The 26,986-nt window shown below is 65.6% G+C and carries 21 protein-coding genes; 12 read left to right on the forward strand and 9 right to left on the reverse strand.

Features of this window, described 5'->3' with window-relative positions; translation table 11 throughout:
• Positions 1-174: 174 nt before the first annotated feature.
• From OM513_RS09110 to OM513_RS09140, 7 genes are all read right to left on the reverse strand, one after another.
• Entirely contained in the window at positions 175-1,083 is a 909-nt protein-coding gene (locus OM513_RS09110; protein ID WP_264943860.1) for an MBL fold metallo-hydrolase, read from the reverse strand.
• A gap of 64 nt (positions 1,084-1,147) precedes the next feature.
• Positions 1,148-2,074, reverse strand: coding sequence for a BKACE family enzyme (locus OM513_RS09115; protein WP_264943861.1), 927 nt, complete (start codon positions 2,072-2,074; stop codon positions 1,148-1,150).
• Positions 2,071-3,273 carry an MFS transporter gene (locus OM513_RS09120; protein ID WP_264943862.1) on the reverse strand — a complete coding sequence of 401 codons (1,203 nt, stop codon included), beginning with the start codon at positions 3,271-3,273 and terminating at the stop codon, positions 2,071-2,073. Before OM513_RS09120 ends, OM513_RS09115 begins: the two co-directional genes overlap by 4 nt.
• Complete coding sequence (locus OM513_RS09125; RefSeq protein ID WP_264943863.1) at positions 3,270-4,184, reverse strand: 3-hydroxyacyl-CoA dehydrogenase family protein; 915 nt, start codon at positions 4,182-4,184, stop codon at positions 3,270-3,272. The genes OM513_RS09120 and OM513_RS09125 overlap by 4 nt, the downstream gene beginning before the upstream one ends.
• A gap of 5 nt (positions 4,185-4,189) precedes the next feature.
• Positions 4,190-4,990 carry an SDR family NAD(P)-dependent oxidoreductase gene (locus OM513_RS09130; protein WP_264943864.1) on the reverse strand — a complete coding sequence of 267 codons (801 nt, stop codon included), beginning with the start codon at positions 4,988-4,990 and terminating at the stop codon, positions 4,190-4,192.
• A complete protein-coding gene (locus OM513_RS09135) occupies positions 4,987-5,337 on the reverse strand; it encodes a cupin domain-containing protein (protein WP_264943865.1) in 351 nt (116 codons plus the stop codon). Before OM513_RS09135 ends, OM513_RS09130 begins: the two co-directional genes overlap by 4 nt.
• 24 nt (positions 5,338-5,361) lie before the next feature.
• Positions 5,362-6,231, reverse strand: coding sequence for a cyclase family protein (locus OM513_RS09140; protein WP_264943866.1), 870 nt, complete (start codon positions 6,229-6,231; stop codon positions 5,362-5,364).
• A gap of 188 nt (positions 6,232-6,419) precedes the next feature.
• On the opposite strand from OM513_RS09140, the gene OM513_RS09145 reads away from it, so the two are divergent.
• The 3 genes from OM513_RS09145 to OM513_RS09155 all read left to right on the forward strand — a co-directional run bounded on the left by OM513_RS09145 (position 6,420) and on the right by OM513_RS09155 (position 11,159).
• Positions 6,420-7,154 carry an IclR family transcriptional regulator gene (locus OM513_RS09145; protein ID WP_264943867.1) on the forward strand — a complete coding sequence of 245 codons (735 nt, stop codon included), beginning with the start codon at positions 6,420-6,422 and terminating at the stop codon, positions 7,152-7,154.
• Positions 7,155-7,436: 282 nt separating this feature from the next.
• Entirely contained in the window at positions 7,437-9,707 is a 2,271-nt protein-coding gene (locus OM513_RS09150) for a TonB-dependent receptor (protein WP_264943868.1), read from the forward strand.
• Positions 9,708-9,773: 66 nt separating this feature from the next.
• Entirely contained in the window at positions 9,774-11,159 is a 1,386-nt protein-coding gene (locus tag OM513_RS09155) for a ferredoxin reductase family protein (protein ID WP_264943869.1), read from the forward strand.
• Here OM513_RS09155 and OM513_RS09160 read toward each other — a convergent pair.
• On the reverse strand, positions 11,156-11,794 hold the full coding sequence (locus OM513_RS09160; protein WP_264943870.1) for a TetR/AcrR family transcriptional regulator: 639 nt from the start codon (positions 11,792-11,794) through the stop codon (positions 11,156-11,158). The two genes, OM513_RS09155 and OM513_RS09160, sit on opposite strands and share 4 nt — an antisense overlap.
• A 103-nt stretch (positions 11,795-11,897) precedes the next feature.
• On the opposite strand from OM513_RS09160, the gene OM513_RS09165 reads away from it, so the two are divergent.
• Genes OM513_RS09165 through OM513_RS09175 form a run of 3 tightly spaced genes read left to right on the forward strand, consistent with a single transcriptional unit; the run spans position 11,898 to position 15,469 of the window.
• A complete protein-coding gene (locus OM513_RS09165; protein WP_264943871.1) occupies positions 11,898-13,769 on the forward strand; it encodes an FAD-dependent oxidoreductase in 1,872 nt (623 codons plus the stop codon).
• Entirely contained in the window at positions 13,769-13,984 is a 216-nt protein-coding gene (locus OM513_RS09170) for a 4Fe-4S dicluster domain-containing protein (protein WP_264943872.1), read from the forward strand. Before OM513_RS09165 ends, OM513_RS09170 begins: the two co-directional genes overlap by 1 nt.
• Positions 13,985-14,011: 27 nt before the next feature.
• Entirely contained in the window at positions 14,012-15,469 is a 1,458-nt protein-coding gene (locus OM513_RS09175) for a sulfatase family protein (RefSeq protein ID WP_264943873.1), read from the forward strand.
• A gap of 115 nt (positions 15,470-15,584) precedes the next feature.
• Here OM513_RS09175 and OM513_RS09180 read toward each other — a convergent pair whose 3' ends face one another.
• A complete protein-coding gene (locus OM513_RS09180) occupies positions 15,585-16,508 on the reverse strand; it encodes a LysR substrate-binding domain-containing protein (protein WP_264943874.1) in 924 nt (307 codons plus the stop codon).
• 161 nt (positions 16,509-16,669) lie between these two features.
• On the opposite strand from OM513_RS09180, the gene OM513_RS09185 reads away from it, so the two are divergent.
• From OM513_RS09185 to OM513_RS09210, 6 genes are all read left to right on the forward strand, one after another.
• Entirely contained in the window at positions 16,670-17,782 is a 1,113-nt protein-coding gene (locus OM513_RS09185; RefSeq protein ID WP_264943875.1) for a tartrate dehydrogenase, read from the forward strand.
• 31 nt (positions 17,783-17,813) lie between these two features.
• Positions 17,814-18,833: an MBL fold metallo-hydrolase gene (locus OM513_RS09190; protein ID WP_264943876.1), complete on the forward strand. Its 1,020-nt coding sequence runs from the start codon at positions 17,814-17,816 to the stop codon at positions 18,831-18,833.
• Positions 18,834-19,000: 167 nt separating this feature from the next.
• Complete coding sequence (locus OM513_RS09195) at positions 19,001-21,706, forward strand: TonB-dependent receptor domain-containing protein (RefSeq protein WP_264943877.1); 2,706 nt, start codon at positions 19,001-19,003, stop codon at positions 21,704-21,706.
• Positions 21,707-21,835: 129 nt separating this feature from the next.
• A complete protein-coding gene (locus tag OM513_RS09200; protein ID WP_264943878.1) occupies positions 21,836-23,128 on the forward strand; it encodes a dicarboxylate/amino acid:cation symporter in 1,293 nt (430 codons plus the stop codon).
• Positions 23,128-25,344 carry a CehA/McbA family metallohydrolase domain-containing protein gene (locus OM513_RS09205; protein WP_264943879.1) on the forward strand — a complete coding sequence of 739 codons (2,217 nt, stop codon included), beginning with the start codon at positions 23,128-23,130 and terminating at the stop codon, positions 25,342-25,344. Before OM513_RS09200 ends, OM513_RS09205 begins: the two co-directional genes overlap by 1 nt.
• A gap of 62 nt (positions 25,345-25,406) precedes the next feature.
• Entirely contained in the window at positions 25,407-26,936 is a 1,530-nt protein-coding gene (locus tag OM513_RS09210; RefSeq protein ID WP_264943880.1) for a LamG domain-containing protein, read from the forward strand.
• Positions 26,937-26,986 lie beyond the last annotated feature (50 nt).

Here is a 26,986-nt window from a genome sequence, read left to right on the forward strand (position 1 = left end):
CGATAATTCCGATCGGGTAAGGAACGCATCCGGCTCGAACAAACCCGCGCGCGCGGGCAGCAGGAGCCGCCGCGGGTGGCCCTTCGTCAGGCTCGCGGTCGGAGGATGTCCGGCAATAGGAGTGGAGCCCGCCGCGCGCGACGGGCTCGGCGATGCGTTTGGGGCGGGCGCGGCTTACGGCTCCCGCGCCGGTATCTCCATCAGGTCGTGCGCGAACAGGACCGGCCCCGCGAAGTAGCGGCGCAGCACCGCGGTGGTCGCCGCTTCGTCGTTCTCGCCGGGGACGAAATGGGTGAGGACAAGGGCCTTCACATTCGCCTCCTTCGCCATGCGGCCGGTCTCGTCGAGCGTGACATGGGCGCGGGCGTTGCGCAGCCCTCCGGGGGCGCCGGGTGGGCCGGTGCGGCCGTCCTTCTTGATGACGCCGCCCGAATCGATGATCAGATAGTCCGCGTCGCGCGCGAGCACCGGCAACGACTCCGAATAGACCAGGTCGCCTGAGATCACGATCGAGCGCCCGCCCGCGTCGAAACGCAGCGCGACGGTGTAGATGCTGTGGTTCACACGGATCGTGCGCACCCGGATTCCGCCGATCGTGAAGTCCTCGCCACCCTTCAATTCGGTGAGCGTGTAATCCTTTTCGGCATCCTCCATCGTCTTGCCGATGCGGCCGAGACGATAGCGGATATCCGCATCGTAATTGGCGAGCGTCGAGGCGAGGATCGCCTCCATCGGCGTCGGCCCGGCGACCATGAACTTGCGCCCGCCCAGCAGCGCGTGGATGAAGATCGGTACGAATTCCTCGTTGTGATCGAGATGCTGGTGGGTGAAAAACAGCCCATCCAGCGTCTCCTCCGGCACCTGTGCCTGGTGCAGCCGCGCCTGGGCGCCGTTGCCCATGTCGACCAGGATGCGCGTGTCGCCATAGCGGATCAATACCGACGCATTCGCGCGTTCGGTCCGGTATTCGGGCGATCCAGATCCCAGGATGGTCGCGATCAGCTCCGGCTGTTCGGCGGTCTGGAGCGCGGCCGGGGCAGGCTGAGACTGTGCCGCGACGGTAGCGCAACCCGCCAACAGCATGGCGGCGGCGGCAAGCATGGTTCTGGGTGCGATCCGGTATCCCATCTGCGGCGTTCCTCCTGAGTTAGAATTTCACGCGGTCGCCGCCCTTGAGCGCGAGCAGCGCCCGCGCCTCCGCCGGGCTGGCGGGTTCGAGCCCCAGCTCGGCGAGGATGCGGACGATCTTCGTCACCTGCTCGGCGTTGGACGATGCGAGCTTGCCTCGGCCGATGAACAGGCTGTCCTCCAGCCCGACGCGGACATTGCCGCCCAGCATCGCCGCCTGCGTCACCACCGGCATCTGGTGGCGCCCGGCGCCGAGCGCAGACCAGACATAATCGCTGCCGAACAGCCGGTCGGCGGTGCGGCGCATGAACAGGATATTGTCCGCGTCCGCGCCGATTCCTCCCAGAATGCCGAACACGCTCTGGATGAAGAAGGGCGGTTTGGCGATGCCGCGATCGGCGAAGTGGGCGAGATTGTAGAGATGGCCGATATCGTAGCATTCATGCTCAAACCGCGTGCCGTGGTCCGCGAGCAGCTCGTAATTGCGCGCGATATCGGCGAAGGTGTTGCGGAAGATGAACTTCTCGCTGTCGGCGATATACTGCTTCTCCCAAGGGAATTTCCACTCGCCGACCTTCGCGCCCATGCCGTGGAAGGAGAAGTTCATCGACCCCATGTTGAGCGAGCACATCTCCGGGCTGAACGTCAGCGCGGCGGCGAGCCGGTCCTCGGGGGTCATGTCCGGGCTGCCGCCGGTGGTGATGTTCACCACCGCGTCGCAGCCCTGTTTGATGACCGGCAGGAAGCGGCGGTAGACTTCGGGGCTGCCTGTGGGCGCGCCCGTTTCCGGATCGCGTGCGTGGAGATGGAGGATCGCGGCGCCGGCCTCGGCCGCGGCGATCGCCTGATGCGCTATATCCTCCGGCGTATAGGGCAGCGCGTCGGACAGCGTCGGGGTATGGATCCCGCCGGTGATGGCGCAGGTGATGACGACCTTGTTCTTCATGGACGCAGCTTCTCCGGGTGGGTTTCGCGCAGCGCGAGGCTGATCAGCACGCCGACGGCCATCGCCGCGATCGGGAACCATAAAATGTGATCGATGCCGAACGCCTGGGCGGTCTGCCCCGCCAGGATCGGCGCGAGCCCGCCGCCGAGCAGCTCGCCCGCTGCGATCACCATCCCGGACGCCGTGGTCATCAGCGTTACCGGCACGGTTTCGGTCGCGATCGGGCCGACGGTGAGCGTGATCAGCGCGTTGTTGCAGAAATGGATGAGGAACAGGATCGCAAAGAGCAGCCACATGTTCGGCCCCGCCGCGTTGAGCGCGATCAGCCCGGCGAGCGCGCCGATCGAGCTTAGGATCATCACCGGCTTGCGTCCGATCCGGTCCGACAGCGCGGAGAGCAGGATCGTGCCTGCCATCGCGCCGAAGCCGATCGCGGACATCACCACGCCCATGCCGAGATCATCGAGCTTCAGATGGTCGACGAAATAATTGGGCAGGAAGGCGCTGGTGGTGATTAGGCAGGTGAGCCAGCAGAACATGCCCGCCATCAGCAGCCGGATGTTGCGATGGCCGAACACGGTCTTCCAGTCCTGGAAGCTGCTGGTCTCGGCGGCGCGCTTTGGCGCGTCCGGAATAATACGCCAGGTCGCCCAGGCGATCAGCAGCCCGGGGATCGTGAAGATCAGGAAGATGTAGCGCCAGTCGACTCCCTCGCGCAGCAGAAAGCCGACGAGCAGCGGCGACAGGCCGAGCCCGAACAGCACCAGCATCGTCTGCTGCAGCCCCACATTGCGGCCATGACGCTCGGGCGGGGAGGCGTTGACGGTGGCGGCGATACTCGCAGGTGTGAAGGCGCCGTCGGCGAAGCCCATCACCACGCGCACCAGCACCAGCCCGCCCAGCCCGGCGGCCAGGCCGCTGCCGCCGATCAGCAGCGAGAAGACGATCAGCGATCCGACGAGCACCCGGCGCTGGCCGATCCGGTCCGAAAGATTGCCCATCAGCAGCGCGGCGATGCCCCAGGCGAGCGCCAGCGCACCGGTGATCGTGCCGATATCGCCATAATCGAGGTTCAGGTCGCGCGCGATCGTGGGATACATGGTGGAGATCAGGAACCTGTCGATCCCCACCAGGCCGAAGCCCAGCGAGAGGATCCCCACCGCGCGCAATTCCTTCCCCGTTACCGGATTCCTGCTCATTTGGCCGCCCTCTCCCGCTGCGCCTTGACCAGATGGGCGGCGAGATCGGCGCGTAGCTCCGCCTTTTCCGCGTCCGTCCACGGCCGGAATCCCTCGCCCGATTTGAACCCCAGCCGCCCGGCCGCGACCAGCGCGGCGAGATGGGGGTGGGGGCCAGCCGAGCGATCGAGCTCGGGGATGATCGTGCGGTGGATGTCGAGCGTCAGATCCAGCCCGACCAGGTCCGCATTCTCGAGCGGGCCGAGCACCGGAAGGCGCATGCCGAAGCTGTTCTTGACGCAATGATCCAGCGTGCGCGCATCGCAGACGCCGTCCGCGACCATCGCGATCGCCTCGCGCCACAGCGCGTGCTGCAGCCGGTTGGCGACGAAGCCCGGCACGTCCTTTCGGACATGCGCCGGCGCCTTGCCGATACTTTCGAGCAGCGCCATCGTTATGGTCACCGTCTCGTCGGACGTGTGCGAACCCTGGATCACTTCGACCAGAGGTATCAGCGGCGCGGGGTTCCACCAATGCGTGCCGACGATGCGATCGGCGGTGTCGAGTCCCGCCGCGATACTGCCGATCGGCATCACCGAGGAATTGCTCGCCAGGATCGCGTTGCGCGGCGCGTGGGCGATCAGGCCGGCGAAGATCGCGCGCTTGATCTCGATCCGCTCGGGCGCCGCCTCGGTGACGAAAGCGGCCGACGCGACGGCTTCGGCGATATCTGCGGTTACCGTTACGCGCGCCGCGGCAGCGGGATCGCCGCCGGCGAGTTCCAGATCGGCGCGCAGGCGTTCCGCGACGGTGGCGCGGACCTGGTCAAAGGGTTCGTGGACCGCGACCTCATGACCCGCGGAGGCGAAGACCTGTGCGATCCCCACGCCCATCAGTCCGCCGCCGATCACTGCGATGCGCGGTTCCGCCATGTGCCTTACCCCGCCGTATAGCCGCCATCGGCGTAGAGGATGTGCCCGGTGTGGAAATCGGACGCGCGCGAGCAGAGGAAGAGCAGCGGCCCTGCCAGATCCTCGGGCTCGCCCAGCCGGCCGACGGGCACGCGCGCCAGAAAGCCCTCGCGCACCGCCTTGGCCTTGTCGTCATCGGCGAACATCCAGGCGGTGAGCGGCGAGCGGAAGACGGTGGGAGCGATCGCGTTGACCGTGATGCCGTGCCTGCCCCATTCGCAGCCGAGCGCCCTGGTCATCCCGTCGACGGCGGACTTGGACGCGCAATAGGCGGTATAGCCCGCGGGATGCCCCAGCTTGCCGCGCGCCGACGAGGTGAACACCACCTTGCCCCCGCCGCCCTGGGCGATCATCTGCCGGCCTGCCGCGCGCGCGATCAGCCAGGCGCCATCGACATTGGCGAGCATCACCTTGCGGAAGCGATCGGGCGACATGTCGGTGATCGGCGCGACGTCGTTCATGCCGGAGGCGACGACGAGGATATCGATGCCGCCGTGCGCGGCGACCGCGGCGGCGACGATAGCCTCGCAATCCTCCTCGCTGTCGGGGCGGCGGTTGACCGGCACCGCGGCGATGCCGGCCGCCGCCAGTTCCCCGGCGAGCTCGTCCAGAGCAGCGCCGTTGCCGCCGGTGACGGTTAGCCGTGCGCCGGCCCGGCCGAGTGTGGCGCACACGAGCTTGCCGAAGGCGCCGGTCGCACCGACCACGATCGCCGACTTGCCGGCGATATCGAACATCCGCGAGGGATCGATAGCGGGCAGCGTCATGTCCGGGCCTCCGGGTAGGGCATCACCACCAGCATCGACGCGACGGCGTTGCCTTCGTTGCGGATCGCACGCGCTTCGCCGGCGCCGATGAAGCAACTGTCGAACGGCCGCAGTATATGGCAGGTGCCGTCGCCCAGCTCGATCGTCACCGCGCCTTCGATGACGACATAGATTTTCTCCAGCGGGCTCGCATCCATCTCGGCGCCCCCGCCGGGAAGGAAGTGCGACAGGCCCGTCCAGGCGAAGCCGGCGGTGCTGGCGTCGAAGCCCTGAAGTCGCAGCCCGCGCATGTCGTAATGCCCGGGCGCGTCATAGCGCCTCGCATCGTTGAAACGCATGATTTCCATGGAACCACTCCTGGCGGGAAGCCGCTATTCGGACCGGCCCGTTTCGATGCGGAAGCTTCCGCTGGGGTCGACGATCGCGACGAGGCGGACGATGCAGCCATCGCCCTTCTTCCAGCGCCAGGGGAAGGCGGCGAAGGTGACGCGCTTTCCGGTCACCTTGTCGATGTCGCCGCCGACATTCTCAAACCCGCAGATGCCGGCGGAAAGGATCGCCTTGTGGCAGGGCTCCCATTCGGGGAAGTCCTCGATCACCTTGCGGCCGGTGAGCTGGCGATATTCCTCGTTGATGTGCGGGATCAGGCCGTTGGGCGCGCCCGGACCATGCGGACCGATCGCCGTGCCAAGCGGATGGTCGAGCGCCTGGGTATCGGAGCCGCACATCTTGACCTTGCGCTTTACGAACCATTCGCCGGCGTCCTTGTAGAAGCCCGGCGAGTATCCGTAATAATGCATGTTATCGCCGTAATATTTATGCCAGCCGGTGTTGACGATAACGATGTCGCCTTCGCGGATTTGCGGGCGGGCGTTTTCCAGATCATCGGCGGTGATCACCTCCCACTTCTTCTTGGGGATCGAAACCACGACGCCGGTGCCGAAGAAATAGGGCAGGGGCACTTCGTCCATGAAGGGCGTTCCTTCGACGACGTGCGCGGGCGCATCGATATGCGTGCCCGAATGCATCACCGTGGTGATGCGCTGCGTGAGCACGCCCGATTTGGACATGCCGTGCAGCCGCTCGATCTTGACATCCTCGAAATAGGGCCAGCAGGGCTGTCCGAGCCCCCATGGGTGACTGAGGTCATAGAATTCCAGCCCCATCGCGTTGCTGAGGTTCGACTGCGTGAACTGGCTCAGCGAATCGTCGCGCCAATCCCCTTCCTCCCATCCCGGCATTCCACTCTCCTTTGTACTGCATTGCAGTCTTTATGTACCGCATAGTGGATTTAAGTCTGAGATTCTGTCAAGGTTTTTTTGGCAAGGGCGCCAAATCGCGATAGGGTTGCGCCGAACAAAGGGGGTTTGAGCGGGTGGCACGAGGCAAGGGGGGCGAGGGCGACGCCGCCGATCGCAACGGGATTCAGGTGATCGCGCGCGCCGCGAATATCCTGCGCGAACTGAATACGGCGCGCGACGGACTCAGCCTGGCCGAACTCGCCGCGCGGCTGGGGCTGGCGCGCTCGACGGTGCAGCGCATCGTAAAGGCGCTATCCGACGAGCAACTGCTGACGCCGACTTCGCGGCACGCGCGCGTGCGGCTGGGGCCGCTCCTCGTTCTTCTCGGCGCCAATGCGAAGCTGGATGTGATCGAGCTGGTGCGGCCCATCATGCAGAAGCTCTCCGCGAAGCTGGGAGAGACGGTCGACCTGTCTGTGCTGCAGGGCGCGTCGGCGCTATTCGTGGATCAAGTGACTGGAAGTCAAAGGCTTTCTGCGGTTTCGAAGCCCGGCCAGATGTTTCCGCTGCATAGCACCGCCAACGGCAAGGCGTTGCTCGCCAGCGTGGAGGGCGGCCAGTGGCGCGCGCTGCTGCCGGGCCGCCTGCCCGCCGATACGGAGAATACGATCACCTCGATCGACGCGCTGGAGCGCGAGATCGAGGGGATTCGCGACCGCCGGCTCGCCTTCGACCTGGAAGAGCACACACTGGGGGTGTGCGCGATCGGCACATGGTTCTCGGATCCGGCCGGGCGATCCTACGCCATATCGGTGCCGATTCCGTCGGTGCGATTCGCCGATACACTGGATCTGCGCAACGGCGTTCTCGCCGCGCGGCGAGAGATCGTCGCGGCGATGCGCAGCACCGATCCCGCTCCCTGACAGTAGCTGGCTGCAATCCGTCAGCCATACCACGATGCGATACAATCGCGCGCGATAGCGGTTCCGGGAGCGGAATCGGCCGCCTTTTGCGCGCGTCCGGGGTGGGTGTCCCGTTTTAAATGCAGATTTGAAGCTTGACGAAGTACTATTATGCGATACACATAACCCATAATACGGTCGAAAAGACCATGTCAGGGGAGGAAATCGCATATGCGTGTGGGTCGTTCACGTGCGGCGTGCTTGATCGGTATCTGCGCTTCGGCGCTGATGGTTTCTCCGGCGATGGCGCAGGATAGTGCGCCGCCGCAGCAGCAGGACGAAGAGGGCTATGGTTCCGACGACATCGTCGTCACCGCCACCAAGCGCTCCGAAAGCCTTCAGAAAGTTCCGCTCTCGATCACCGCCTTCTCGTCGGAGGAGATGGAGCGAAAGGGCTATACAAACCTGGCCGGCGTGCAGGAGTCGACGCCCAACCTGAATTTCTCCGTTCAGTCGGCCGGGCAGAATGTAGTGCGCGTCACGCTGCGCGGCGTGGGTACGGAGACGCTGGTCGGCGGCGGCGACCCGGGCGTCGCGCTGCACATCGACGGCGTCTATGTGGGCCGCAATTCGGCGGCCGCCACCGATATCTTCGACATCGAGCGGGTCGAGGTGCTGCGCGGTCCGCAGGGCACCCTTTACGGCCGCAACGCCACCGGCGGTTCGATCAACATCATCACCAAGAAGCCTACGGCCGATCGCGTCGAAGGATCGGCCGACTTCACCTATGGCAACTATAACGAGCTGCGCGTGCGCGGCGTGGTCAATGTGCCGCTGAGTGACACACTGTCGTCCCGCATCGCGGTGTTCGGGGAGGCTCATGACGGCTATCTGAAGAATCTCTACCCCTCGGGTCGCGACAACAACGACAAGGAAACCTTTGGGGGGCGGTTCCAGCTCCGGTGGCAACCTTCGGCGGGGGCGGACATCCTGCTGCGCGGCTATTTCCAGAAATTTGGCGGCGCCGGTCCCGGCTCCCGCTATCTGGGCACCGATATCGTCTCGGCGAACGGTTATCCTACCCAGGGCAACGTCGGTATCGGCACGGGTGGCCAGCGGGTGGGGGCGGACGTTTTCAACCTCGCCCGGACGCGGACCGGAGCGGCGGTGCTGCCGCGCCCCACGGGCTTCTACGAAGTACGCAAGGACGCGCCTGAATTCGTCGACCTGTTGATCAAGGGCGCGGATCTGGAAGCCGATATCGACCTGTCCGATACGATCCTGCTCCGTTCGACCAGTTCCTATCAGACCAACACCAACGAGATCCTGGTCGATTCGGACAATTCGGAGCTGCCGATCGAGACGCGCTACCGCAAAAACGATGCGTCGCAGTTCAGCCAGGAATTCAACCTGCTGTCGCAGACCCAATCGCCCTTCCAGTGGCTGTTCGGCGCCTATTTCTATCGTGAGGAACTTACCGAGCGCTTCCAGACGATCGTTCCGGCGGGGCTGATCCCCACGACGATCGTGTTGCCGGCGGGCGCGGTGCGGGGCGGCGGCGGCGTCCAGCAGGATCGCGTCGTCAATCACAAGACCGAAAGCTATGCGCTGTTCGGCCAGCTTTCCTACGAACTCACTCCCGGCCTGGTCGCTACCGCGGGCCTGCGCCACACCTGGGACAACAAGGTCCAGGACCGCACCGGCGGCGGCCAGATCGATATTACCACCGGCATCCGCGCGACGACGCCAGGCCTGATCGGCTATGAGCCGCCGTCGCATGGCGAGGCGTCCTTCGCCGAGTTCACCTATCGCTTCAGCCTGGCCTATGAGTTCGCGCGCGACCACAATCTCTTCGCGAGCTATTCGCGCGGCTACAAGAGCGGCGGCTTCGATTTCAACGGCGGCGTCGTGGACCCAGTGGTGGGCCAGGTGCCGTACAAGCCCGAGTTCGTCGATGCGATCGAGGTGGGATCGAAGAACCGTTTCCTTGACCGCCGCGTGACGCTGAACCTCACGGGATTCCACTATAAGTACAAAGATCTGCAGGTGTTCCGCCTTACCGGGGACGGCCCGCTGACGGACAATGCGGCGCAATCGACGATCTGGGGAATCGAAGGAGAGCTGAAACTGCAGCCCACCGACGATTTCGCGATCGACGGGTCGGTCGGCTATCTCAACGCGACCTACGATTCCTATTCGATCCCGACGCCGCCCACCGACTTTTCGGGCAACCGGCTGAACTATGCGCCCAAATGGACCGCCGCCGCGGGCGCGGAATATACCATGCATTTCGGGGAGGACGCGCTCATCGCGCGCATCGACTGGTCTTATCGTTCGGCGACCTATTTCGATCGCGCGAACCTGCCGCTCGACCGGCAGGACGCATACAGCCTGTTCAACGGGCGGCTGCGCTACAATCTAGATGCCTGGTATATCGATCTGTGGGGCAGGAACCTGACCAAGACCGAATATCTGACCGGCCAACTCATCAACCCGCCCTTCAACTGCAATTGCCGGACGGTGAATCTGGGTGCGCCGCGCACCTATGGCGTCACCGTCGGTACGCGGTTCTGACGGAGGGGCCGCCGGGGAGCGATGTTCTCCGGCGGCCGCCGCCGCGCGAAACGGGATTGGATGGCGATGGGCAGCAGCGAGCGTGAACTTCCGGCACAAGCCTGGCCAAGCCGCCGCGGCAGGATCGGCGCGCGCACCTCGCTGATCCTCTATTGCGTGGCGATTCTGATTCCAGCGATCCTATCGCTGTCGATCGCCTATCAGTGGAATCACGTCTTCGCGTCGATCGTCAGTGTGCTCAACATCGTCTTCATGGCGATGATGCTGTCGCAGTTCGCGCTCTCGTCGCGCGGGCGCTGGCTCTACCGGCTGATGGGGATCGATCACGCGATGTCGCTCCACCGCCGCATAGGCGAATGGATCGCGATCTTCTTCTTCCTCCACCCGTTCCTGATCGTGCTGCCGCGGCTGTGGTTTGCGCCGGAGCTGGTCTGGTCCGACCTGTGGCTCAGCTTCACCCAGACCAGCGTCGCCACCGGCGTCTATGCCTGGATGATCCTGATCGTCTGGACGCTGGTTTCGATCGCGAAGGCCAAGGCGGGGCTGTCGTTCGAGGCGTGGCGCTACAGCCACACGATCGGTTTCGGCGTGGTCGCGGTGCTGGGCGTGCTCCATGCGATCGACGTGGGGCGGCACGGCCAGCTCCAGCCGCTGTTCAACTGGATCTGGATCGCGGGCGGCACCGCCGCGGTGCTCGCCGCGCTCTGGGGGCTCACCGGCCGCGCGCGCGCGATGGACGCCCGGACCTTCCGGCTGGTGGAGGTGCGCAAGGCGAGCGCGAGCGACTGGGAGCTGGTGCTGGAAAACGACCTCAGGCTGCCCTTCGCATTCGAGGCGGGGCAGTTCGCCTGGATCGGCGCAACGCGAAGCGCGCTGTTGCGCGACGAACATCCCTTCTCGATCGCGTCGGCTCCATCGGAGCTGCCGGTGCTGCGCTTCGTGATCCGCGAGCTCGGCGATTTCACGCGCCAGCTTTCACGGCTGAAGCCGGGCAGCCGGATCCGCGTCGACGGACCCTATGGCGATTTCTCGCTGGCCGGGCGGTCGGCGCGGGGCGTGCTGCTGATCGCGGGCGGCGCAGGGATCGCGCCGATGCTGGGCCTGTTGCGCGATCTTGCGCCCGATCAGGCGCGCCTGCCGATCCGGCTGCTCTATGGCAACCGCACCGCGTCGCAGCTTGTGGCGCAGGATGAACTGCGCGCGCTGGAGGCGCGGCTGCCCGATTTCCGGCAGGTGATTGCGCTCGAACAGACGGATGCCGCCGTCGGCGCGCACCACCATGGGCGGATGGACCCCGATTTCCTGAAGGCGCATCTGCCGCCGCATGAGGAGATTGCCGGCTGCCTGATCTTCGTCTGCGGCCCGCCGGTGATGGTCGAGCATGTCGTGGCGCACCTGATCCGGCTGGGCGTGCCGAAGCGGGTGATCGTGTACGAGGAATTCGGTTTCTAGCGCTGGCCGAGCGCGATCGCGTGGCGCAGTCCGCCGAGCGCTACCGCCACGATATGGCCGGTGAGCGTATCGATCATGGCATCGTCGATGCGGCGATTGGCCAACAACGCGATGTGGCGCCGGTTGAACGGAAGCACCATGCGCGCCATCCCGAGCACGCTCGCCTCGCACAGCAGCAACTGTTCTCGTGTCACCTCCGCGCCAATGATCGCGGTGAGGCAATCGAGCATGTGGGCACGCGCGGCCGCCAGCACCTCCTCGTCAACATCGTCGACGATGCCGGTCGGGCGGATATCCTCCCAGTTGCGCATCTTGTCGAAACGTGATGCCCCGCCGTCATGGTTCATGCGCTTCAGGATCGAGCGGACATGCGCGGCGAGCCGGTCTTCAGGCGCTGGTGCGGCATCGGCCTCGAAGGGGAATTGCACGGCGCTCTCTTCGAACGCGCGCAGATAGGCGGCGCGATAGGCCGCGGCCTTGTTGCCGAAATGATAGTTGAGCGCGGCGACGTTCGCCTCGGCGCGCGCGCAGATCTCCGCCACGGTCGCGTCGTCAAAGCCTTTCTCGACAAATATGTCGCAGGCGGCGTCGAGCAGCCGCTCGCGCGTGCCGCGCCGCTTTTTTAAAACATTCATTTCAAATGTTCACTTGAATTTTTCATGGGGCCTCGTACAACGACAGCAAGCTGGCGAGTCAAGCAATAGTTCAGCGCAACGGGTGAAAGCGGACAACCGGAAAATGGAAGAGGAACGCGGCGAGACTCCCAAAGGCGAAGCGCCTTCGAGCGGATATAGCCGCCGCGATCTGGGGCGTCTCGCGGGGCTTTCCGCGCTGGCGCTGGCGGCGCCGCTGATCGTCACCAACCAGAGCCCGTCGACGCATGTGCCAAAGCCCGGGGGCTGGCACTCGTCGGACATATTGGTGATCGGCAGCGGCTTTGCCGGCGTGTTCGCCGCGTTGGAGGCCGTGCGTCATGGCATGACCGTCACGCTGGTGGACAAGGGGACGGTCGGCTGGTCGGGGCTCTCCCCTTGGGCCTCGGACAGCCGGCCGTTCGACCCCTCGATCTACGACCGCAAGGAATGGATCGACAATCTCGCGATCAACACCGAATGGCTGTTCGACCGCAAATGGATGGACATCTTCCTCGACGAATCGATGGAGATTTTCGACATCCTGGAGCGCTGGGGCTGTCATGCGGTGCGGCCGTTCGAGCGCTCGACGGTGTTCCGCCGGCTGCTCGAGGACGCGGGCGTGACGCTGGTCGAGCGGGTGATGGTCACCTCGCTGCTCCAGGACGGCGCGGGTCGCGTCAACGGTGCGCTCGGCTTTACCTATGACGACAGCCAGGAACCGTGCGCGCCGGTACGTTTCGCGGCGCGCGCGGTGATCTCCTGCGCGGGTGCCGGGGCGTATAAGAGTCCCGGCTTTCCCAACTGGGGCCAGACCTTCGACGGCGACGCGCTCGCCTATGAGGCCGGCGCATGGATCACCGGCAAGGAATTCCACGACACGCATCCTACCTTCTCGAAGAATCCCGCTGCCTCCTATGACGGCTGGCGCTGGGCGCAGACGGTGAAGGGCGCCTATGTGATGGTCGGCCCGCCCGAGCCGCTGATGGGCGGGCTGACGCTCGGCAACGCGATCAACGTGTCGCATGGGCGGCTGATGCGTGTACCCGGCGGCGGCCCCGGCGGCGAGCCGCCGCCCGAGCCGGGCGTGCCGCGCAAGCCTTCTCCGCACGAGATCGCCAATCGCAACTATGTCGGCAAGGGCTTCCTCGCGCGATCCGACCTGACACTGGATTTCGGCGGCCCGCCCGAGGACGGATCGGTACCCGAACAGGGTTTTCGCGTCGGCGGCGCGACCGCGGGCATGGGGGTACACAAGGGCGAAGGCGTCTATTGCTCGGACTATAGCTGCGGCGCGGCGGGCGTGCCGGGGCTCTATGCCGCGGGCGACGCGCTGGGGTCGATGCTGTGCGGGCCGCTCTATCCGGGGCGCGGCTTCGCTTCGTTTGGATCGGCGATCCAGGGGCGGCGCGCGGCGCGTAGCGCGGTCGAATATGTGCGCAAGGCGCCCGCCGCGCGCATCGATCGCGCCGCGCTCGACCGAAAGATTGAGGCGCTGTTCGCGCCGCGGACGCGCAAGGAAGGGTTCAGCCCGGCCTGGGTGACCCAGGTGCTGCGCAACACGATGACGCCGCTGCACATCCTTTACATCAAGGATCCCCGCAGGCTCGACGGCGCGCTCGCGTCGATCGAATATCTGCGCAGCCGCGTCGTGCCGCACATGGTGGCGGGGGATGGCCACCAGTTGCGCGTCGCGATCGAGGCGCAGAACATGCTGCTCAACGCCGAGATGAAGCTGCGCGCCGGGCTGTTCCGTACCGAGAGCCGCGGCACGCATTTCCGCGAGGACTATCCGTTCCGCGACGATGCCAACTGGTTCTGTCTGGTGGTGATGCGCAAGGGGGAGGACGGGATGGTGCTCGAAAAACGCCCGCTGCCCGACGCATGGCGCCCGCCGGCCGCCATGGCCTATCGCCAGCGCTATCCGCGCGTCTGGCCCGGCGAGGACGCCCAGCTCCAATCGCGAGGAATAGCCTGATGCCAGTTAGTCAGATCCGTGGATGCATCGGTTGCGGCAATTGCGTGAAGGCCTGTCCGCCCGACGTGTTGCGGCTCGACAACGCAACCGGCAAGGCGTTCATCGCCTATCCCGAGGATTGCCAGATCTGTCACCTTTGCCGGCTGAGCTGCCCGGTCGACGCGATCGAGCTGACGCCCGATCAGCATGTGCCGCCGATCGTCTCCTGGGGCTGAGGCCCCGTTCTTTCGAGGATGTTGCGTATGAGCGGATTGAACCGGAGGACCTTGCTCAATGCCGGCGCCGCGGGGCTGGCGCTTTCGATGGCGCCGGGCGCGCTGGCGCAGCGCAAGCCGGGGGCGGGGGGCAGGCCGGGCGCGCGGCCGCCGAACATCCTGTTCATCCTCGCTGACGATCTCGGCTACGCCGATGTGAGCTGCTACGGCCGCCGCGAATATAGCACGCCGGCGATCGACCGGCTGGCGGCCGGGGGCATGCGGCTGACCCAGGCCTATGCCAATTCCTCGGTCTGCTCGGCGACGCGCGTGGCGCTGGCTACCGGGCGGTACCAGTACCGGCTGCCCGTGGGGCTGGAGGAGCCGCTGCGCGGCGGCAAGCTGGGGCTCGATCCTTCCGTCCCCACCATGGCTTCGCTGCTGCGCGCGCACGGCTATTCGACCGCGCTGGTCGGCAAGTGGCACCTGGGGGCGCTGCCCGATTTTGGGCCGCTCAAGAGCGGCTATGATCATTTCTGGGGCTTTCGCGGCGGCGCGCTCGACTATTTCGATCATTTGGGTCCCACCGGCAAACCCGATCTGTGGGACGATGACCGCGAAATCACCGCGCCGGGCTATCTCACCACCCTGCTCGGCCAGCGCGCCGATCAGGTGATCCGTACCGAGCACGCGCGCGGCAAGCCATTCTTCATCAGCCTGCATTTCAATGCACCGCATTGGCCCTGGGAGGGGCCAGAGGATGCCGCGGAATCGGCACGGCTGCGCGCCAAGCCGAAGGGGGAAGACCCGCTGCCGTCGTTCGACGCGGGATCGCTCGAAACCTATGCGCGCATGGTCACCGCGATGGACGACGAGGTCGGCCGGCTGATCGCGACGCTCGACGAGATCGGCGCGGCGGAAGATACGATCGTTGTGTTCACCAGCGACAATGGCGGCGAGCGCTTCTCCGACACCTGGCCGTTCACCGGCAAGAAGACCGAACTGCTCGAAGGCGGGCTTCGCATTCCCGCGATCCTGCGCTGGCCCGCGGCGGTGCGCCCGGGCATTTGCGACCAGGTGGCGATATCGATGGACTGGCTGCCGACGCTGCTCGCAGCCGCGGGCGCCGGGAGCATCGACGCGCCGCAGCCCGACGGGATCGACCTGCTCCCCTGGCTCACCGGCGCGCGCAAGCCAGAACCGCGCACGCTGTTCTGGCGCTATCACAACATGGCCCAGCGCGCGTGCCGCAGCGGCGACCTGAAATACCTGCGCATCCTCGGCAACGAATTCCTGTTCGACGTCGTCGCCGATCCGCTCGAGCGCGCCAATCTGAAGGAACGCCGCCCGGAGGATTTCGCCCGTCTTGCCGCGGCCTTTCGCGACTGGGACGCGACGATGCTGCCGATCGATCCGGATGCCTATACGGATGGCTTCCGCGGTGACGAATTGCCCGATCATTTCGGCATCCGCCAGAGCGTTACCCTGCCGGTCCCCGATGCGTAGCGGGTTGGAATGGGGAGCGTGTGCGATGCGTTCCCGGAGGCCAAGAGCACTACGAGCATCTATCCGGCGGCCGCCCCGGTCCGCGCGGTCGATCAGCTTATGCGCGCGCGTCGCGCTAGATCGCGAGTTTGATGCTCTGGGCGCGCTCCTGCAGCCGATTGCGGAAGAAATCCGCGACCACCTGGATCTTCAGCGTGTTGCGCAGCTCCGCTGGATAGACCGCCCAAACATGGGCGGGCTGGGTGAAGCCGTGGAGGATATGCGTAAGCTTGCCTTCGGCGATCAGGCTGTGAACGTCCCAGATCGAACGCAGCAGTATGCCGTGTCCGTCGACCGCCCAGGCCGCGGCGACCTCGCCATTGTTCGTGGAAAGCGATCCGGCAACCTTCACCGTCTCTTCCTGTCCATTCGGAGCGGTCAGATTCCAGAGCCCGAACGGGTGATCGCGCTCCTTGATGACGATGCAATTGTGTCCCGGCAGGTCGCCCAGCCTTCGCGGCGTGCCATGTCGCGCGAGATAGGAGGGCGCGGCGCATAGGACGCGGACGTTGCTGTTGATCCGCTTGGCGATCAGATGCGGCGCGATTTCGTTGCCGATGCGGATGTCCAGATCAAATCCCTCGGCGCCGGGATCGATCAGCCGGTCCAGAACCTCGAAGCGGACCTGAAGCTCCGGATGCTCGCGGATCATCTCGGAAATGACCGGGGCCACGTGATTGCGCCCAAAGCCGAAGCTGCTGCAGATTCGCAGCCGGCCGCGCACGGCTTCGCGCCCGGGCGCGCTTTCGGCGACGAGCTGCTCGACGCTGTCGAGAACGCTTCTGGACAACGCATAGACGCGCTCTCCCGCGTCGGTCAGCGCCACGCTGCGCGTGGTGCGATGGAACAGTTTGACCGACAGATTCTCCTCCAGGATCGCGATCCGCTTGGAGACATAGGCCGCCGAGACGCCGAGTTCGTCGGCGGCGCGCTTGAAGCTCGATCGCCGCGCCACGACCCCGAATACGAGCAGGTCTTCGTTCTTCGGTAGATTGTACACGTTTTGTGATCCGATCCTTCACATGACGAACCATTGTAACGCGAACGGCAGGCAATACAATTTCGTCTGCACGTACGGCATTGGTTTGTGGTGCTTATCGAAAAGCATCCGGTCCGCGGAATTCCCCGGCGGCCTGCCGCAGAACAGAGAGGGGCAGGTGAATGGGGCGGTGTTACAGGATCGCGACGATTCCGGGCGACGGCATCGGCAAGGAAGTGGTGCCCGAAGGCATTCGGGTCCTCGACCGGGCGGGTGCGCTTTTCGGCTTCAGCTTTGAATGGGACCAGCTTCCCTGGAGCTGCGAATATTATTCGGTCCATGGTGAGATGATGCCGGCGGACGGCCTCGACGCCATCCGGAATCACGACGCCATCTTCCTCGGCGCCGTAGGTTTTCCGGGGGTGCCGGATCACATCTCGCTATGGGGATTGCTGCTGCCGATCCGCCGCCGGTTCGAGCAATATGTGAACCTGCGCCCGATCCGCCTGATGCCTGGAATGAACACGCCGCTGGCGAATGTCGCGCCGGGCTCGATCGACTTCGTGATAGTGCGCGAGAATACCGAGGGGGAGTATTCGGATCAGGGATCGATCCTGGCCGAGGGCACGGCACAGGAAACGGTTGTCCAGCATTCGGTGTTCACCCGGCGCGGGGTGGACCGCCTCCTCGACTATGGGTTCCGGCTTGCGGAAAAGCGCGACGGCAAGCTGTGCTGGGCGACCAAGTCCAACGGCATCTTCGTCGCCATGCCCTATTGGGACGCGCGCGCGGAGCTGATCGCGGGGCGCTTCCCCGGCGTGGAGACCAGCCGCTATCACATCGACATTCTGGCCGCGCATTTCGTTCGCGATCCGGGGCGTTTCGATGTCGTCGTCGCGTCCAATCTGATGGGCGACATTCTCTCGGATCTCGGGGCCGCCTGCACCGGCACCATCGGCGTCGCGCCATCGGCCAATCTCAATCCCGCTGGAGAATATCCCTCGATGTTCGAGCCGGTGCATGGATCGGCCCCGGATATCTTCGGGCGCAACATCGCCAATCCGATCGGGCAGATCTGGTCGGGCGCGATGATGCTCGAACAGCTTGGCGAAGCAGAGGCCGCCCGCGCGGTGATGGACGCGATCGAATGCGTGATGATCGAGGGACCGCGAACACCCGATATGGGCGGACGCGAATCGACCCAGGCCGTAGGGAAGGCGATCGCCGAGGCGATGGCCGGCCCGGCGGATGCGGGACCGGCCGCCGAATATGGAAGCGAGAAGCCGGCCGCCTGAACGCGGCAACGGCGCGGGAGAGAAGACGGATATGTTCGGAAACTATAAGAGATTGGTCGCTGCCGGCGTCGCCTGGCTATCCGTCACCGGCGCCGCGCCCGCGACTGAGGACCATATCGGCAGGGCGTTGAAGCTGTGGGACGGAGAGGAAAACGGCTTCATCAACCTTTGCGCGATGACGCAATCGCCGCGGATCGCGGCTCCGCCCGCGCAGGCCGATCTTATCGCGGCGCCCCTGCCGCCGCCCGCGAAGATATTCGACAATCTCTATTTCGTCGGATCGCGCTGGACCAACGCCTGGGCGATCACCACGCCCGGCGGGATCATCCTGCTCGACGCGATGGACAATGACTGGGAGGCGGAGCATGTCATCGCCGCCGGGCTCAAGCGGCTTGGCCTTGATCCGGCCGATATCCGCTATGTCATCGTGTCGCACGGGCATGGCGATCACTATGGCGGAGCGGCCTGGCTCAAGTCGCGCTATGGCGCGCGCATCGTGATGAGCGCCGCCGACTGGGATCTGACCGACGCGCAGCGCGGCAGCCCGCCCAAGGAGGGCCGCGGCCTGCCTCCCGAACGTGACCTGGCCGTGCGGCAGGGAGACCGCATCACGCTGGGCGGGACGGAGGTGGAGATCTACCTGACCCCGGGGCATACGATGGGCACCATATCCCCCATCTTCGACGTGCTGGACCACGGCAGGCGGCACCGCGCGATTTTGTGGGGCGGCAGCTCGTTCAACTTCGGGCCTGCCCGGCCTAGCCAGCTCGACGCCTATCTGCAGTCCGCGCTTGACGCGCAACGGCACGTTCGGCGCCGGAGCATCGACGTGCTACTGTCGAACCATCCCGAATATGACCGCTCGATCGTCAAGGCGGGGGCGATACGGGATCGCCCGGATGCGCCCAACCCGTTCGTCGTCGGAACCCGAGGCGTAAGGGACGCCCTGCGGGTTGCCGAGCAATGCGCGCGCGCCACGAAGACCGCCTGGGCGAACGCCGCCGGCAAGGAGCCGCGTGCCGCGGAAACCGGCGAGGCCGACCCCCATTAATTATCTCGAAATCGCGTATAATGAGTTCACAATCGCCACGATTGTCTATGAAATTAGACTTCTTCATAACTGAGCCCGACGCAGAAGCGCGCGCTCCGGCGACGCGCAACGAAGGGGAGGACGGCATGATTGCCACTGAATGTTCGAAGCGGTTCGCCGCGAAGTTGATGACCGCGGCTCTGGCCGGATGCGCGATGCCCGCGCTTGCGCAGGCCCAGGATGCGGACGCCCCGCGTGCCGAAGCGGCGCCGGCCGAAGAGGGCGAGATCATCGTCACCGGAAGCCGCGTGGAACGCGCCGGATATGATGCGCCCACGCCCACCACGATCGTCGGCCAGGCCGAGATCGAGCTGCGCGCACCGATCCGGACGATCGAGCTGCTCGACGATCTGCCGCAATTCTACGGCAATGCGAATCCGTCGTCGCAGGGCGTCGGTTCCACCGGCACGGGCGGCCAGAGCTTCGCGAACATGCGCGCCCTGGGGGCGAACCGGACGCTGGTACTGTTCAACGGCCAACGTTTCGTTCCCACGACCGGCATCGGCACCGTGGACATCGCGCTGCTTCCGGAAATTCTGATCCGGCGTGTCGACGTGGTAACCGGCGGCGCGTCGGCGGCCTATGGTTCGGACGCGGTGGCCGGCGTAGTCAATTTCGCGGTGGACAATGGCTATCGCGGACTGAAGGGCGTGGTCCAGGCGGGTGTCACCGACGAAGGTGACGGCGGGTTCCAGAAGGCCGGCTTCGCCTGGGGCGGGCAGCTCGCCGAAGGGTTCTCCGTCGTGCTGGGCGGCGAATATTTCCGCAGCGACGGCGTTCCGCCCAATTCGCGCGCGCAGGACGCGGTCGATGTGATCCCCAATCCGGCCTATGTGCCGGGGAACGGCCAGCCCGCGCTGCTGCTGCGCAAATATGCCTATGAAGGCCGGTCGACCAAGGGCGGCCTGATCGTCGGCGGAGCGCTTGCCAATATCCAATTCCTGCCGGGTGGCGCTACCTCGACCTACACCCCGTGCAGCTCACTGAGCAGCAGCGCGTTGCAGTTCTGCGATTCGCGGCAGAATCTGCCGTACAAGCAGGCGTTCCAGTATCTCGACGCGCCGCAGGAGCGCTACAACGGCTATGGCCGCCTGGCCTATGAAGTGTCGTCCGGCACGACGATCCAGGCCGATCTGCTCTACGCGCACAGCGACACCAATTATAACTCCGTGCCGCCCTACACGGCGACCTATGGCTTGCGCACCATCTATCGCGACAACGCCTATCTGCCGGCTTCCGTGCGGCAGTTGATGGTTTCCAAGAATGTGAGCAGCTTCTCGCTCGGTAGCGGGTTCGATTTCCTCTACCCGGTGCATGTGATCCGCGACAACAGCGTCTGGCGCGGCTCGCTGGGTTTCGAGAGCGAACTGGGCGGCAGTTGGAAGCTCGACGGCTATGCCGCCTACGGCGCGTCGGTGGACAATTTCGCGCTCGAACACGACACGATCAACGACAAGTTCAATATGGCGCTGGACGCCGTGGTGAATCCCGCCAACGGCCAGATCGTCTGCCGTTCGACGCTGACCAATCCCGGCAACGGCTGCGTTCCGATCAACGTGTTCGGCGGCGATCAGGTCACGTCCGCGGCCAAGGAATATATTGTCGGAACCGCATGGGCACGGCTGGTGTCGAAGCAGTTCTCGGCGGCGCTGAACCTGTCCGCCGAACCCGTATCCACCTGGGCAGGCCCGGTTTCGATCGCGGTGGGCATCGAATATCGCGACGAGAATGTACGGCAGAAGGCCGACGATATTTCGGCCGTGAAGGGCTTCGCCAACGGTAATCCGCAAAGCTTCGCGGGCTCCGCCGATGTGAAGGAGGCCTATGGCGAGATCGTCGTGCCGCTGGCGAAGGATGCGTCCTTCGCACGCACGCTCGAACTCAACGCCGCCGGCCGCGTCACCGACTATAGCTACAGCGGAACCGTAACCACCTGGAAGGTCGGGCTGAACTATGAGCCGCTGGAGGGACTCCGCTTCCGCGGCACGCGCTCGCGCGACATTCGCGCGCCGAACATCACCGAACTCTTCGCCGGCGGCCTTCGTACCGCGCCGACCGTCGTCGATCCCACTACCGGCGTGCAGCAACGCACGATCGGCTACCCCGTGGGGAACCCCAATCTGACGCCGGAAATCGCGGATACCACCGCGGCGGGCCTGGTGGTGGAACCCATGTTCCTCCGGGGCTTTCAGGCATCGATCGACTACTACCGGATCAATATCCGCGACGCGGTAGGTGCGGTGTCGGCGCAGAACACGCTTGATTTCTGCTTCGCCGGCGATGCGGTCTATTGCGCCCTCGTCGCCCGCGACAACGCCGGCGCTCTGGTGTCGATCGACCTGCCAAAGCTCAATATCGGCACGCTGCGGACCTCCGGGATCGACTTCGAGGCCCGTTACGCCCTGCCCCTGGGCGGCAGCAAGCAACTGATCTTCCGCGGGCTTGCCACGCGCCTGCTGAAGTACAAGACCCAGTCCGACGTCAGCACCACAGTGGTGGATCAGCTCGGCGCGATTCAGCCGCGCTGGTCGGGCAATTTCACCCTCAACTACCGTACCGACCAGACCTCGGTATTCCTGTCGGCGCGCTATCTGGGTTCCGCGGTCTTCAGCAACGAGGAATCGAGCAAGCCCGACCTGAACGACATCAAGGCGCAGGTCTATTTCAACGCGACCGTGGAGCAGACGATCGATCTCGGCGACACCGAGATGCGGCTTTTCCTCAATGTGAAGAACCTGTTCGACAAGGCGCCGCCTTATGGCTTCGAGTTCGACGGCGGCAATTACGACCTGATCGGCCGGCGCTTTGTCGCTGGTGTCCGCTTCAGTCTCTAGGGCCTGCCCAGGGCCGGCCGGCGGCCGGCCCGCCACGCCCGCAACGCAATCGGAGTGAATCAGATGGTGGAATCGGGGGGCGGATTCGCTCCGCCCGGCGTGGTATCCGCGCCTGCGCTGGGGCTTCGGATGCTTCGCGGCCTGAAGCCGCTTTATATGCAGGTGCTGGTCGGCATCGCGCTGGGAACGCTGGTGGGCGCGCTTTGGCCCCAGTTCGGCGAAGCACTGAAGCCGCTCGGCGATGCGTTCATCCGCCTGATCAAGCTGATCATCGCGCCCGTGATCTTCTGCACCGTCGCGGTGGGCATCGCCCAGATGGGCGACATCAAGAAGTTCGGACGTGTCGGCGGCAAGGCTCTGCTCTATTTCGAGGTGGTGTCGCTTCTCGCGCTGTTGATCGGCATCGCGGTGGCGCTGATCGTGCAGCCGGGCCGGGGTTTCGGCATCGATCCGGCCGCGCTCGATCCCTCGATCGCCGCGGGCTATGCCAAGGGCGCGGCGGAGCGCACCGGCTTCGTCGATCATCTGATGCACATCATTCCCGAGACCTTTTTCGGCGCCTTCGCGAGCGGGGACGTGCTGCAGGTGCTCTTTGTCGCGATCCTCACCGGCTTCGCCTGTTCCCGGCTGGGCGAGTTCGGCGCGCAGACGGCGCGCGTGCTCGATCACGCGAGCCACGTCTTCTTCTCGATCATCCATATCGTGGTGCATGCGGCGCCGGTCGGCGCATTCGGGGCGATGGCGTTCACGATCGGAAAATACGGGCTCACCAGCTTGTTGCCGCTCGGCACGGTGGTGCTCGCCTTCTACGGGACCTGCGTCCTGTTCGTCGGATGCGTGCTCGGGCTGATCGCGCGCAGCGCCGGATTCTCGCTGCTCCGCTTCCTCGCCTATATCCGCGAAGAGCTGCTGATCGTGCTCGGCGCCGCTTCGTCGGAGGCGGTGCTGCCGCAGCTAATGGAGAAGCTGGAGCGGCTGGGGACGAACAAGTCGATCGTCGGCCTTGTCGTCCCGACCGGCTACAGCTTCAATCCGGATGGCACGTCGATCTACATGACGCTGGCGGCGCTGTTCCTGGCGCAGGCGACCGGCATCGAGCTTTCCTACATGCAGATCGCGACATTGCTCGGCGTCGCCATGCTGACGTCGAAGGGGGCCAGCGGCGTCACCGGCGCGGGCTTCATCGGCCTCGCCGCGACGCTGGCGGTGGTGCCCGACATTCCGATCCAGTCACTAGCGCTGCTCGTCGGCATCGACCGGTTCATGAGCACCGGCCGCGCGCTCGTGAACCTGATCGGCAACGGCGTCGCCACGCTGGTCGTCGCCCGCTGGGAGAATGAGCTCGATACGGCCCAGTTGCGGGCCGAGCTGGCCCGCGGCCCGGCCCAGGCGGAAGAAGACCGCGATCACGAGGTGATCTGATGACCATATTGTTGCGCCACGCCGCCTTGCCCTTTCTCGCGTTGGCGGCGGCACCCGCTTGTGCGGCGCCCCTGGCATGCGATTTCAAGGGCTATGGCGCGAAGCCGGGCCTAACCGCTGGAGAGTCCGGCGGCGATCTCCTGCTGCAATGGGACGGGGATGCGGGCGAACTGCTGCGCCTTCGCATCGGCGTGGATGCCGGTACGCCCATCGTGCGCGATCTTTCGATCCGCGGCGGCGGCGATTGGGTGACGGTGCTGCGCGGGGCGATCCCCGATTTCTCGGTCGACACGGGTCTGCGGCGCATCAGCAACCAGCAGCTTCAGCCGTTGCGCGGCCTGGGCGTTCCGCTGAACAAGGACACGGTGGACCGCTACCGCTGGGACCCCTTCTGGGACGCGCCGCTCTATCTCGGGCCGCCCACCGCCACCGGCCGGTTCGCGAAGAATCCCCCGCCGCTGGAGGGCATTCCCGCCGCCGGTCAGCCCGGCCTGCCCCGCGCGCCGTCCGAGATAGAGCGGGCGACCGCCGCCTATGCGATCTCCGGCTGCACCGTGCGCAGCGACGGCGGGCGAATCCTCGTCACGCTTCCGGGCGTAACGCTCGGCGCATTTACCGGCGCGCTCCAATATACCGTCTTTCGCGGCACCAATCTGATCCGCCAGGAACTCGTGGCCAGCACCCGGCGGGAATGGGTTGCCTACAAGTTCGGTGCCGGGCTGCGCGGCATGGTGCGCGAGGGCGCGCGCGTGCGCTGGCGCGACACCTCAGGATTGTGGCAGCAGGAACTGCTCGCCGGCCCCGACCATAGCGATCCGGTCCCGATCGCCGGCGCCAACCGGATCGTGACCGCCGAAACCGGCGGCGCTTCGCTTTCGCTTTTCCCGGAGCCGCACCGCTTCTTCTGGGCGCGCGAAGTGGCGGTGAACATGGCCTATGGCTGGTTCCGGCGGGATGCGGGCGGCAGCTTCGCCATGGGCGTCCGCCAGAACGAGAGCGAAACGCCCGAGGAAGACCCGTCGAACTGGGCGCTCTACAGCGCGCGGCCGGGCACCGAGCAGCGCATGCCGGTGTATCTCTATCCGCGGCTGGGTGACGCGCAGCGCGGCGTTGCGGGGGCGCTGGCCTTTACCAACGGCGACACCTACCGGCCGTTGCCGGGCTATCAGGTGATGGGCCACCATTATCACATGGATCTCGGCGAACGGCTGATCGCCGCGGGAAGCCTCGATCGCCGCCTTCCCGATCTGGTCGCGCTCAAGGGGCTGGGGCTCAACATCGTCAGCCAGGTCGATTCGATCACCTGGGACAAGCCGGCCGCCGATTCCCTGGCGATTCGGCAGGCGTCGATCGAAGGCGCGCGGCGGCATTCGGACCCCGGCTTCCGCATCCTGGCGAGCCAGGAGCTGTTCAACTCGCCGTTGGGCGGGCACACCGATCTGCTGTTCGGCAACCCCGTCTACTGGGATCAGGGCGGGCCGCGGGATACCGCCCCGGACGGCGGCAAGGTCCACCATATCGACAGCCTTGAGGCTCTGATGGCGATGATCCGCGCCGAAGGCGTGATGCTGTCGATGCCGCATCCGCGCACCAAGGGATCGACCGGCTTTCCCGATGCGATCCGCGACAGGGACTATTTCGCCGATCCGGTCTTCGACAGCGTCGGAATACGCTGGGGGATGGGACTCGACGGGTCCGAGACGCGGCTGTGCGAATATCGTTGCTGGCCGCTGCTCGACGACATGAGCAACTGGTTCGCGGACAGTGCCGGCCCCCTCAAGCGGATCCTCGCCATCTCCGAGGTGCGGCACATGCAGCCCGGGGACGATATCTACGCCAGCCAGCCCGTCAGCTATCTGAAGCTCGCCGCGCTGCCGCCGATTGGCGACGACAGGCCGATCCTGGACGCGCTCCGGCGCGGCGACAGCTTCTGGACGACCGGCGAGGTGCTGGTTCCGCAATGGCAGGTCGCGGGCGGTACGGTCGTGGCGGAGGTCCACTGGACCTTCCCGCTCGATTTCGTGGAAGTCGTCTGGGGCGACGGCAAGACGGTGGGCCGGAAGACGGTCTCCGCGACAGATCTGCCCGCAAACAGCAGCACGCGCTTCGCCGTCCCCTTTGACGCCCGCCGCGCGAAATGGGTCCGCTTCGCCGCCTGGGACAATGCCGGCAACGGTGCCGTCACGCAGCCGGTGCGGGTTGTTCCTGCGCGCTGAAAATCCCGCTGCACGATCCGGCGGGAGACCGGAGGGCAGCCAATCCTGGAGAGTGATGTCTTATGCCCGAACTGGTCCATATGATCCTGACGATCGGCAACAGCCACGACGAAGGCCGCGCCACCGCCAGAAGCACCGACGCATTCCGCGAAAAGGTTTGGCAATGGACGCAGGCGGGCACGCTGCTGCAGTCCACCAGCACATCCTGGCCGACCGGCCCGGCGATGCTGGACCATCAGGATCCGGCCACCAGCGCGTTCAGCCCCGATATTCGCTTCGCCAGCGATTATCTCACCGCGAATCCGACGGTGGATCGCCTCGTCTTCGTGCCCAACGGGCATGGCGGGACCGCGTTCTTCACGTCCACCGCGTCGCTGACCTGGAGCGCCGCCAACGCGGCGGCCGGCAATCTGCTCAGCGACTCGATCGCGCGCTTCAACGCCGCGCGCACGCACCTGATCGGGCTTGGCCATACCGTGGTGGTCGCCGGCGTGCTGTTCCATGTCGCCAATCCCGATTATGGCCGCGCCGAGCACGTCCAGGCGCCCGGCTGGGACATCCATCGCGAAGCGATCGACGAATTCGTCGCCTATCTGCGTGCGAATCTCGACGGCGCCACCGCCTCCACGCCGATCGCCATCGGCGGCGGCATGAACAAGGAGGAGCTGGACGCGCGAACGGACCAGAATGACCGGCTCTACCAGGCAAACCTGCTCGGATCGGCGAAGCGCAGCGATTATGTGGGCAGCTTTGATCCGATCAATCCGCGCTATGGCTACAGCACCGGCCTGCCGGTCCCGCAGAAGAGCGCGACCGACCAGCATGCGACCCGCACGGGCGACATCACATTGGGCCATCTGCGCTATCAGGCGCTGGTGCGTGCCCAGGCCAATGCCGCCTGTCACGCCCCGTTCAGCGGCCTGTCCTTCTTCTCCCCGTCGACCATCACCGCCTTGTGGGATTTCCGTACCGGCAGCCCGCAGGACATCAGCGGCAACGGAAACCACCTGATCCGCTATGACGACACCAATCCGCCGCTCTATCTGGTCGATGTGAAGAGCGGCGCAAATCCGGCGCTCGACGAGCTGGCGTGGACCCGTGCTTCCGGCGCCACGCGGCAGGTGCATCAGGTGCCGATGGCACTGCCCGCGCAATATACCATCTCGGTCTATCAGCGCTTCGCTTCGTTCGACGCGGCAATGGCCTTCCTCCAGCGCGCGGACGCTCCGACCGACGCCAACGATACGCGGTTCCAGTACAGCCACAGCAACGACGATATCCGCGCCGGCCACGGCACGGCGGCGTCCACGGTCAAATTCGCGCGCGGATCGATGAATACGACCAGCTTCTACCTGCTGACGCTGACCTTCGACGGCACGACGATGAAGCTCTATCTGGACGGAACGCTGAAGGATTCGCACAGCTCGGCGGCGCACGCCTCTGTGCCGAACAGCTATCTGGGCGCGGCGAGCGCCAGCGCGGGCAATCCGCTGGTGGGCACCATGGCGTTTGCAATGGTCTGCTCGCGCGCATTGACCGCAACCGAAGTCGGCGAGCTTTCGACCGCCGCGCAATCGCTGTTGGCGCCCTGAACCGGGGCAGCCGGTTCCTCCAGGGAGCGCTAACACGTCAGCGTAAGCCG

This window comes from Sphingomonas canadensis (genome assembly GCF_026013525.1).
Taxonomy (GTDB): Bacteria; Pseudomonadota; Alphaproteobacteria; order Sphingomonadales; family Sphingomonadaceae; genus Sphingomonas; species Sphingomonas canadensis.